The organism is Flavobacterium sp., assembly GCF_020217025.1.
Classification (GTDB): Bacteria; Bacteroidota; Bacteroidia; order Flavobacteriales; family Flavobacteriaceae; genus Flavobacterium.
In genome coordinates, this window is the sequence record NZ_JAIWOF010000050.1 from 1 (window position 1) to 10,000 (window position 10,000).

The following is a 10,000-nucleotide window of genomic DNA, read 5'->3' on the forward strand; positions in this document are numbered from 1 at the left end:
GTTAAAGGAATGGCAACATTAGCAACTGCAAGAACATTTTATTGGGATAATGATGAGTCAGAAGCATTGTCTGAAGTTTTAGGAGGAATGTTAATTTCTAACCATTCATATGGTGTACCTATCACAAATGGAACAACATCTTTACCTGCATGGTATATAGGAGCTTATACAGATGCTGCACAAGGATGGGATGAAATTGCCTATTTATCTCCATATTATCTGGCTGTTATGTCGGCGGGTAATGATGGAACAAATAATAACAATACAAACCCGATTGCTTCTGGTTATGATAAGTTAACTGGAAATAAGACATCAAAAAACACTTTAATTGTAGCCAATGCAAATGACGCTATTATTAATGCAGATGGATCTTTATCAAGTGTATCGATTAACACATCAAGTAGTCAAGGACCAACTGACGATAGAAGAATTAAACCTGATATTACAGGTAATGGAACGGGATTAACATCAACTATTTCTACTAGCAACACAGCAACAGCTTCTTATACAGGAACGTCAATGGCGAGTCCAAATGTTGCAGGGACGTTATTATTGGTTCAACAACATCATAAAAATGTAACAAATAGTTTTATGAAATCTGCTACATTAAGAGGTTTGGCTTGTCATACAGCTGATGATGCTGGTAATGCTGGTCCTGATGCAAAATTTGGTTGGGGTTTGTTAAATGCCAAAAAAGCAGTTGAAACAATTACAGGTAATGGTATTTCTTCATGGATTTCAGAGGAAACTTTAACACAAGGTCAAACGTATACCATGACAGTTAAGTCTAATGGTGGCGCTTCTAACCCATTAATAGCCTCAATTACTTGGACAGATTTGCCTGGCGTTGCAAATATTGGGAATCAACCTGTTAATGATCCAACACCAGTATTAGTGAATGATTTAGATATCAGAGTTACAAAAGATGGTACAACAACTTTTTATCCATGGAAACTTCAATCAAGTCCTTCTGCTCTTGCAGTTAGAACAGGAGACAATAATGTAGATAATATTGAAATTATTAAAATTGACGCACCAACTGCTGGAGATTATGTAATAACTATTACACATAAAGGCACATTAGTTACAGGTGCACAAAATTATTCATTGATAGTTACTGGGATTGTCTCAAATTTCTCTTTAACGCCAAAATCAGATGATTTAATTGTTTGTTCTAATCAAGATGCTGTTTATACTTTTGATTATAAACAATCAGGTACGTTTACAACTAATTTCTCTGCAACAGGATTGCCTTCTGGAGCGGTTGCAACTTTTAGTCCAACTTCTTTGAGTGCTAATGGTACGGTAATCATGACAATATCTGGTTTGGCAAGTGTACAACCAGGTAGTTATTCTGTTGGAATAATTGGTAATAATGGAACTGAAATAGAAACTAGATTGAAACAATTAAGAGTATATTCGGCTACATTTCAACCAACTGTTTTAACAACGCCAGCAACTAGTGTAACAACACTTCCAACAACTGTAAATTTTGTTTGGAATTCTAATGTTAATGCAGAATTGTATAACTTACAAATATCTACTCAGTCTAATTTTTCAACATTGTTTACTAACGTTACAATTTCACAATCTAATTATCTTGTAACTGGGTTAAGTGAAGAAACAACTTATTATTGGAGGGTTATTCCATCTAATAGATGTGGTGTTGCCGCTTCTTCTGCAGCAGTGGTTAATAATTTCCAAACTGGAAAGTTAACGTGTGGGTATACGTTTACGGGAACAGATTTTTCTAATGCTACTATTGGAACTGCCGCAAATAGTATTGCAACTATTCCAATTGTTGTAACAGGTGGACTTTTAGTTGGAGATTTAAACGTTTCGCTTGATTTAACACATACTTATATACAAGATATGACTTATTACTTGATTGGCCCAGCGTCAATTGGAAGTCCTGTTGTAATGTTATTTAATGAGCCTTGTGGTGATAATGATGGTATAAATTGTGTATTAGATGATTCAGGCGTTCCATTCACTTGTGGAGCAACCACTCCTTCAATTACGGGAACAGTTAAACCTTACGAAAATTTAAGCAACTTTAACAATATGATTGCCGATGGAACATGGACATTAAAAGTAATTGATGCCTATAATGGTGATGGTGGCGTAATAAACGCTGTATCATTATCAATTTGTAATTTAGAACAAGCATTAAATACACCAACGAATGCCTTGGCTGAAATTAAAGTATATCCAAATCCAGCAAAAGGGTTTGTTAATATTGATTTAGCTGCAGACACTTTTGGAGAATCTACTTTTGTAATGTATGATGTACAAGGAAGACAGGTTATTAGTAAAAAATCTTCAAACGCCATTGAAGTATTGAATATTGAAAATCTTTCAGAAGGTATTTATATGTTAACTATTGAAAATGATTTAGGAAAAACTACTAGAAAAGTAGTGGTTAATAAATAATTTATTTAGAGTTATAAAAAAAGGGAGCTTAAATTAGCTCCCTTTTTTATACATGTATAATTTCATCTTCAACTAACAAATCTTCTCGTCTTAATCGTAAAAAAATTTGCGCTACTGCAATTACATCTTTTTCGCAATAAGTAATAATTCGGTCGATGTCGTTTTCTACATAAAAAACGTGTGCGACTTCGCTACCGTCAATGTCATCTTTTGGTGAAGGAATTCCAAGAACTTTAGTTAATAGTTTTAAAGAAGTAAAATGTTTATAGTCTCCAAATTTCCATAATTCTAAAGTATCTAAATGAGGTACTTCCCAAGGTTTTTTACCGAATAAATTCAACTTATTAGGAAGAGCAATTCCATTAATTATCATACGTCGAGCAATAAAAGGAATATCAAATTCTTTTGCATTATGACCACACAAAACATGTTGGGCACCATTAAAATGGGTATTCAATAAATTGGAAAAATCGTTTAAAATTTTCTTTTCATCACCCCAAAAACTAGTAACACGAAAGTTTCGAATATCGGCTTTATTAACAAAGTAACCCACTGAAATGGTAATGATTTTTCCAAATTCAGCCCAAATTCCAGCGCGTTCGTAAAAATCTTCCGCTGAGACTTCATCTTTTCTTTGGTATTGCGTTTTTTGTTCCCAAAGTTGTTGGGTTTCACTATCTAAACCGCGATAATTGTGGTATTCTGGAACCGTTTCAATATCTAAAAACAGGATGTTGTTTAAATTAATTTTTTCAATCATGAGAGTAGTAGTAGTTTAAATTAATGTAATGTGCTATTCTTTTTATCCCTTTGTGCTAACATGTTGTAGGCTTCTTCAACATAAATATATAAATCGTTACTATGTGGGTCTGTTTTAGTTTGAAGTCCTTTCAAATGTCCTAATCTAACAATGATTAAATTATCTTCAGGAATTACGATTACAAATTGTCCTAAATGACCGCGCATGTAAAAAAGTTTCTTTCCTTTAATTTCGTGCATCCACCATCCATAACCATATTCTGGACTTTTTTCGAAACGAGGCGTGATACATTTTTTCACAAAAACACTATCTAATAATTGTTGTCCATTCCACTTTCCATTATTTAGATAAAGTTTTCCAAAACGGGCAAAATCTCTTGCATTACTTGCAATACAACAATAGGCTTTTTCTATTCCGTCTGGTGCTTCGTCTAATTGCCAAAGCGCTTCGTTTTCGGCTCCCATAGGTTGCCAAAAATGTTTTGACACATAATCTGATAAATGTTCTCCAGTAGCTTTTTCAATACACATAGCTAATAGTTGTGTAGCGCCACTTAAATATTTGAAGGATTGTCCTGGTTTTTCTTTAATGTCTAATCCTAGAATCATATCCTTCAAATTGTCATCAAAATAAGCACGAGTTACAATAGAAAACGGACTGTAATATTTCTCATCCCAACTTAATCCAGAAGCCATAGAAGATAAATCGCCGATAGTAACTTCTTTGGCATATTTTCCTTTTAGTTCAGGAAAAAAGTCGGTTACTTTTTGATCTAAGCTTTTCATTTTTCCTTCCATAATAGCTTTTCCCATAGCCATAGTAACAACACTTTTTGCCATGGAAAAAGAGTTGGTTTTAGAATTCTTATCAAATCCATCAAAATAACTTTCGTGCCAAATACTATCGTTTTTAATGATTAAAAAAGCAGTCGTTTGTAATTCTTTATGTGTTTTTTGAAGTGTTTCTGTCGCCGAAATCGTATTGTAATTTTTAGCAATTGCCCAAGGTTGAGCAGTTCCTTTTCTAATTTCTCTGTTTGGAAATTCTTTATAATCTTCTAAAAATGCAGTCGTGTAGCCTTTGAAGTAAATGGTTCTTACTGCTCGTAATAAATAATCTACATTAAAAAGATACATTAAAATGATGATGCTTACTAAAATAATAGCAAACCATTTGAAGAATTTTATAAGAAATTTCATAATCTAATTTTATAAGATTGCGTTATAAAAGTAGCAAAAAGTGATTGGATTTTATAATAATCTAAAATAAACTTTCTTGTTTAATCGGATTTTCATGTTCTAAAAGCCATTTTTTTCGCCACAAACCACCTGCATAACCAGTTAACGAACCATTAGTTCCAATAACGCGATGACAAGGAACCACAATCCAAAGTGGATTTTTCCCATTGGCTGAAGCAACGGCTCGAATTGCTTTTACATCCCCTAATTTTTTTGATAAATCTAAATAAGAACATGTTTTTCCATAGGGAATATTAACTAATTCTTGCCAAACTTTTTTCTGAAAGTCGGTTCCTGAAGGGTTCAGTTTAAAAGTGAATGTAGTTCTTTTTCCAGCAAAATAGTCTTGAAGTTGTAAAACAGCTTCTTTTAATTCTTTTGGGATTTTAGTTGAAATCTCAACATCTTCATTCATAACATGAATTTTTGAAATTCCATTTTCATCTCCTTGAATTTCAGTGAAGCCGAGAGGTGTATTTATAAAGACTGTTTTCATTTAGTAAAAATAAAAAAACCACCTATAAAAGGTGGTTTAATAAGATGTAAAAGCTGAATTAATAATATTATTAAGATTTAATCTCTTCTTTTTTGTCAGTAGCTGGATCTAATACTTTTCCTTTGAAAGATAAAGTTTTAACAGCTTCAACTCCATTTTCAGTTGTTGTGATAGTTACAGATTTTTGAAACATTCCACCATTAGCGGCATTGAAAGTTGCAGCAACCATTCCTTTTTCACCTGGTTTAATTGGAGTTTTTGTATAGTTAGCAGCAGTACAACCACAAGCTGGTCTTACATTTGTGATTAAGATAGTTTCTTTTGTAGTGTTTGTAAAAGAAAATTCATAAGTAACTGGTTTTCCTTTTTCAATATCTCCAAAGTCATGCATTTCTTGATCCCATTTGATTGCTGATTGAACTGGAGCAGTTTTAACTTCTGTAGGTGCTGCTTGCATTGCTTTAGCAGTTTCTACTTTAACGTCTTTTGTTTGTGCAAATGAAGCACTAGCTATTAATAAAGCTACAATTGATAATTTAATTGATTTCATACCTTATAATTTTTTTAGTTATTTTAAATTTGTTGGTACAAAACTAAAAAACTTTTATTTCTGTCTTGTTAATTATATTTTAATGATTGTTAATGACATGTTAACAGACATTTTTAAAACCACTTTTTTTGTAATATCGAACTCAATATGAAATTTAACAGATTTAATACCGTAATCTTTGCTGGGTTTTTAGCAATTGTAGGAGTAATTATCATGCAGTTGTTTTTACTCAATCAGGCCTATATCTTTGAAAAAAAAGATGTAGAAGACAAAATCCATTTTGCCTTGCAAGATGTGGTAAATAAAATTTACAAAGACAATAAAAAAGAACTTCCAATAGGAAATCAAATAAAAAAAGTCTCTGAAAATTATTTCATCGTGAATGTTAATGATGTTTTTGAAAACACCATATTAGAACAATATTTAAAAAATGAGTTCGAAAAAGTAAAACTAGAATTAGATTATGAGTACGCCATTTACGATTGTAGTTCTGATGCTATGGTATATGGAAACTACATTTCTGCAAATGGGGAAGAACCTTCTAAATTTTGTGCCGATTGTTTTTCAAAAAATAGTGATTTAACCTATTATTTTGCTGTACGATTCCCTAATATTAAACAGACGTATTTTAAAAGTCTATCACAATATTGGATTTTTACTGGTGTATTATTCTTGGTTTTAATTATTTATGTGTACTCTGTATTGTTAATGTTAAAACAAAAACGATATACCGATTTGCAGAAGGATTTTATTAATAATATGACGCATGAATTTAAAACCCCTTTAGCTTCCATTCTGATAGCTTCTAATTACGCCAGTACCCAAAAGGAAATTATCGACAATCCACGATTGTCAAAGTACATGCAAATTATTATCAATCAAAGTAATAAATTGAACCAGCACATCGAGAAAATTCTATATGTAGCGAAGACCGAAAGCAAGCAAATTGAAATCGAAAAATCTAAAGTAGATTTGAAGGTGTTGTTAGAATTAGTAAGAGAAAATATTTTCTTAAAACATCAAAAAGAAATTAATATTGACATTCAGTTAGAACAAAATTATATAATTCAAGCCGATGAGTTTCATTTTTATAATTTGATTTATAATATAATGGATAATGCAGTAAAATATTCAGGTCAAAATCCAAAAATCAAAATTCAATCGAAAGAAAATTCAAAAGGATTGATTTTAAAATTTACCGATAATGGTTGTGGAATTCCAGACAGTGATTTGCCATTTGTGTTTGATAAATTCTATAGAGTAGCAAGAGAAGACAATAAAGATATTGAAGGTTTTGGAATTGGACTTTCGTATGTAAAACGCGTTTGCGAATGGCATAAATGGAAAGTCGAAGCCAAAAATAACGAAGAAAAAGGAATCACTATAACCATCCAAATAAACAAAAACGATTATGAGTAAAAAGCGCATTTTGTATGTTGAAGACGACGAAACCTTAGCGTTTTTAACTTCCGATAATTTAGAGCAACATTTTGATGTTACTCATTGTGCCAATGGAAAAGAAGCTTTTCAATTGTTCTGCAAAGAGTCTTTCGATTTGTGTGTTTTAGATATTATGTTGCCCGATATGGATGGATTTGAAATGGCAACTGAAATTAGAAAACGCAATCAAGAAATTCCGATTATTTTCCTTTCAGCAAAAACCATGAAAGAAGACCGAATTAAAGGTTTGAAATTGGGTGCAGACGATTATTTAGTAAAACCGTATTCGATAGAAGAATTAATTTTAAAAATCGAAATTTTCTTAAACCGAAGCCAGAAATCGACCGATAATTCAATACAAAAACAATATACTTTTGGAAGTTTTCAATTTGAACCTGAGAATTATTTATTGAAAAATGAAAGCCAAAATATAACTCTAACGGAGCGAGAAGCCTCACTATTAAAACTGTTTTTAGACAACCCGAATACTGTTCTAAAACGAGAAAAAATCTTAATGGAATTATGGGGAAGTGATGATTATTTCTTGGGCAGAAGTTTAGACGTATTCATTTCGAGATTACGAAAAATCATAAAAGAGGAAACCCACGTGAGAATTGAAAACATTCCGCGTGTGGGCTTTAAATTGGTAGTTGAGTAACGTTTACTCGAAACTCATCATATATACTTCTAAGGCTTTGCGTTCTTCAGCCGTCATGGCTTTTGTAATAGCAAAGTTGGTTTTCATGGTGTCGTATTGCGATGGGTCAACAATAGGTTCGCCTTCTTCGTTAATGAATGCCGCAATGCTAGCTCCTTTTTCTTTATAAATTTTAGCAATTTCTTTTATAGAAGGGCCAATAACTTTTGCATCGGGTTTATGACATGCGGTACACGTTCCTTTTCCTTCGAAAAGTTCTTGCCCTTTTGCTAGTAATGGATCAACTGAAGTTTCAGTTGTTGTTTCTGCATTTTTTTCAACTTCATTTCCGTATTTATCGGTTTCTTTTTTATCACCACAATTTGTTACAGAAATCGCTAATGCAAAAACAACTATTGATTTTAATATCTGTTTCATTTTAAAATTACTTGTTTAATAAAATAGCAGCTTCTTTAGCAAAATAAGTCGAAATCAAACTCGCACCCGCTCTTTTGATACACATTAATTGTTCCATCATAATTTTGTCATGATCTAACCAACCTCTTTCGGAAGCGGCTTTAATCATGGCATACTCGCCCGAAACATGGAAAACCGTTACTGGAACATCCACTGCATTTTTAACTTCACGAACGATATCTAAATAAGCGATTCCAGGTTTTACCATGACCATATCGGCACCTTCTTCTACATCCCAAAGTGCTTCTTTAACAGCTTCGATGCGATTCGCATAATCCATTTGGTAGGTTTTTTTGTCTTTTGGAACTTCTACATCAGCATTTTTTGGAGCCGAATCCAAAGCATCTCTAAACGGACCATAAAAAGCCGAAGCATATTTAGCCGAATAGCTCATAATACCCACATTGTGAAATCCTGCCGCATCTAAACCTTGACGTAAACGCAAAACACGACCATCCATCATGTCACTTGGCGCTACAAAATCGGCACCTGCTTTGGCATGAGAAACGGCCATTTTCACTAAAGCATCATTGGTGGCATCATTTGCTACATCGCCTTTTTCAATAATTCCATCGTGACCATAAATCGAATAGGGATCTAAAGCTACATCGGGCATTACAATCATTTCTGGACAAGCCGCTTTGATAGCACGAATGGCTCTTTGCATCAAACCATTGTCGTTCCAAGCTTCTTTTCCGGTATTGTCTTTTAAATCATCGCTAACTTTTACATAGATGTTTACGGCACGAATTCCTAAAGCGAATAATTCTTTCACTTCTTCTACCGTTAAATCTAAAGTGCGACGGAAAATTCCTGGCATAGAAGGGATTTCCACTTTTGTGTTTTCGCCTTCCATAATAAACATTGGAAACATAAAATCAGCCGGACTCAAGCTGGTTTCGCGAACTAAACTTCTTATAGATTCGTTTACTCTTAAACGACGACCTCTGTGTATTGGAAACATAATTTGTTGTTCAAAAAATTAAAGCGTAAAGTTACTAATTTTTAACCGATTTCTTTCTTTTGGAAATCATGTAAATCTGTAAAAATATTCCTAATTTTGTAACATGAAGAAGCTAATTATTCTTTGCATTTGTTTGCTACTAACCAGTTGTTTTGAAATAACTGAAAAAATCAAGCATAATAATGACCAAAGCGGTGATTATAGTTTGGTAGTGGATTTTTCGAGTTCATGGTTCAAAACAAAATCGGCTATTATGCTTGAAGAAGTGGATGGAGTTAGTATTCCAAATGAAGAAGATATCAAATCAAAGTTAGCACAATTTAGAACAGAAGCTTCAAAAATTAAAGGGGTTTCTAAAATTTCTACTTCGTATGATTTTAATACTTACATTTTCAAAATCAATTTTTCATACAATTCTTTAGAAACCTTGAATGCGGTTTTAAATGTAATGGATAAAAAAAATAATTTGGTTCATTTTAAAAACAATAATGGAAAATTTGAGCGAATTGCTTCCTATCCGTTACCAAAAAATTTAATCAAGAACGAAGATAAAAAAGAAGATTTACTAAAGGCAAATATCATAGCGGTTTATACTTTTGATAAAGATGTGGCAACGGTTCAAAATGCAAACAGTAAACTTTCAAAATCTAAAAAAACAGTGTTTTTAAAACAGAATATATGGAATGTTTTAAACAACAATAAACTGATGAACAATTCCATAAGTTTCAATCCTTAATTCAATTATGAAAAAGATTTTTTATTTCCTATTCTTATTTCCCGTTATCGTATTTGGCCAAAGCAAACAGGAAAACTATGATTATTTTGTGCAATTCAACACATCTCAATTTGCTAAAAAAGTAGATATGGATAGCTTGTTTAATCACAAGGTTTTTAAAAGTGTAAACGAAGCTAATTCCGATTTTAAATTAAACGATTTTATTTCGTTCATCGATAAAACAAAATCGGTTACGATTCATGGAAATTTTACGGATAGTATTGCGTATT

General features: G+C 32.4%; 10 protein-coding genes and 1 pseudogene. 5 read left to right on the forward strand and 6 right to left on the reverse strand.

Annotated elements, in window-relative coordinates:
* Positions 1 to 2,433: S8 family serine peptidase (locus LDL23_RS02265; RefSeq protein ID WP_291264259.1), on the forward strand; the 2,433-nt coding region annotated here is incomplete at its 5' end.
* A 46-nt stretch (positions 2,434 to 2,479) separates the two neighbouring features.
* On the opposite strand, the gene LDL23_RS02270 is transcribed toward LDL23_RS02265, so the two are convergent.
* From LDL23_RS02270 to LDL23_RS02285, 4 genes are all read right to left on the reverse strand, one after another.
* Positions 2,480 to 3,193, reverse strand: coding sequence for a 3'-5' exonuclease (locus tag LDL23_RS02270; protein ID WP_291264260.1), 714 nt, complete (start codon positions 3,191 to 3,193; stop codon positions 2,480 to 2,482).
* Between the two features lie 20 nt (positions 3,194 to 3,213).
* Positions 3,214 to 4,392 carry a serine hydrolase gene (locus LDL23_RS02275; protein ID WP_291264261.1) on the reverse strand — a complete coding sequence of 393 codons (1,179 nt, stop codon included), beginning with the start codon at positions 4,390 to 4,392 and terminating at the stop codon, positions 3,214 to 3,216.
* Positions 4,393 to 4,453: 61 nt separating this feature from the next.
* The gene (locus LDL23_RS02280; protein WP_291264262.1) at positions 4,454 to 4,927 is read right to left on the reverse strand and encodes a methylated-DNA--[protein]-cysteine S-methyltransferase; all 474 of its coding nucleotides are present in this window, start codon (positions 4,925 to 4,927) and stop codon (positions 4,454 to 4,456) included.
* Positions 4,928 to 4,997: 70 nt separating this feature from the next.
* Positions 4,998 to 5,477 (reverse strand): DUF1573 domain-containing protein, encoded by a 480-nt coding sequence (locus LDL23_RS02285; RefSeq protein WP_291264263.1) that lies wholly within the window; start codon positions 5,475 to 5,477, stop codon positions 4,998 to 5,000.
* Positions 5,478 to 5,624: 147 nt separating this feature from the next.
* Here LDL23_RS02285 and LDL23_RS02290 point away from each other — a divergent pair, with 147 nt between their 5' ends.
* Together LDL23_RS02290 and LDL23_RS02295 are read left to right on the forward strand one after the other, a co-directional pair.
* The gene (locus tag LDL23_RS02290) at positions 5,625 to 6,896 is read left to right on the forward strand and encodes a HAMP domain-containing sensor histidine kinase (protein WP_291264264.1); all 1,272 of its coding nucleotides are present in this window, start codon (positions 5,625 to 5,627) and stop codon (positions 6,894 to 6,896) included.
* Positions 6,889 to 7,575 (forward strand): response regulator transcription factor, encoded by a 687-nt coding sequence (locus LDL23_RS02295; protein ID WP_291264265.1) that lies wholly within the window; start codon positions 6,889 to 6,891, stop codon positions 7,573 to 7,575. The genes LDL23_RS02290 and LDL23_RS02295 overlap by 8 nt, the downstream gene beginning before the upstream one ends.
* A 3-nt stretch (positions 7,576 to 7,578) precedes the next feature.
* On the opposite strand, the gene LDL23_RS02300 is transcribed toward LDL23_RS02295, so the two are convergent.
* Both LDL23_RS02300 and hemB read right to left on the reverse strand, forming a co-directional pair.
* Positions 7,579 to 7,992 carry a c-type cytochrome gene (locus LDL23_RS02300; protein ID WP_291264266.1) on the reverse strand — a complete coding sequence of 138 codons (414 nt, stop codon included), beginning with the start codon at positions 7,990 to 7,992 and terminating at the stop codon, positions 7,579 to 7,581.
* A gap of 7 nt (positions 7,993 to 7,999) precedes the next feature.
* A complete protein-coding gene (gene hemB / locus LDL23_RS02305; RefSeq protein WP_291264267.1) occupies positions 8,000 to 8,995 on the reverse strand; it encodes a porphobilinogen synthase in 996 nt (331 codons plus the stop codon).
* Between the two features lie 103 nt (positions 8,996 to 9,098).
* On the opposite strand from hemB, the gene LDL23_RS02310 reads away from it, so the two are divergent.
* Both LDL23_RS02310 and LDL23_RS02315 read left to right on the forward strand, forming a co-directional pair.
* The gene (locus LDL23_RS02310; protein ID WP_026725576.1) at positions 9,099 to 9,731 is read left to right on the forward strand and encodes a hypothetical protein; all 633 of its coding nucleotides are present in this window, start codon (positions 9,099 to 9,101) and stop codon (positions 9,729 to 9,731) included.
* A 7-nt stretch (positions 9,732 to 9,738) separates the two neighbouring features.
* Positions 9,739 to 10,000: pseudogene (locus tag LDL23_RS02315) on the forward strand (hypothetical protein); the annotation flags it as partial.

What these genes read in the sequence shown, in the direction of transcription:
- LDL23_RS02270 (WP_291264260.1), bottom strand. Translation starts at nt 3,193, where the DNA reads ATGATTGAAAAAATTAATTTAAACAACATCCTGTTTTTAGATATTGAA.
- LDL23_RS02275 (WP_291264261.1), bottom strand. Translation starts at nt 4,392, where the DNA reads ATGAAATTTCTTATAAAATTCTTCAAATGGTTTGCTATTATTTTAGTA.
- LDL23_RS02280 (WP_291264262.1), bottom strand. Translation starts at nt 4,927, where the DNA reads ATGAAAACAGTCTTTATAAATACACCTCTCGGCTTCACTGAAATTCAA.
- LDL23_RS02285 (WP_291264263.1), bottom strand. Translation starts at nt 5,477, where the DNA reads ATGAAATCAATTAAATTATCAATTGTAGCTTTATTAATAGCTAGTGCT.
- LDL23_RS02290 (WP_291264264.1), top strand. Translation starts at nt 5,625, where the DNA reads ATGAAATTTAACAGATTTAATACCGTAATCTTTGCTGGGTTTTTAGCA.
- LDL23_RS02295 (WP_291264265.1), top strand. Translation starts at nt 6,889, where the DNA reads ATGAGTAAAAAGCGCATTTTGTATGTTGAAGACGACGAAACCTTAGCG.
- LDL23_RS02300 (WP_291264266.1), bottom strand. Translation starts at nt 7,992, where the DNA reads ATGAAACAGATATTAAAATCAATAGTTGTTTTTGCATTAGCGATTTCT.
- hemB (WP_291264267.1), bottom strand. Translation starts at nt 8,995, where the DNA reads ATGTTTCCAATACACAGAGGTCGTCGTTTAAGAGTAAACGAATCTATA.
- LDL23_RS02310 (WP_026725576.1), top strand. Translation starts at nt 9,099, where the DNA reads ATGAAGAAGCTAATTATTCTTTGCATTTGTTTGCTACTAACCAGTTGT.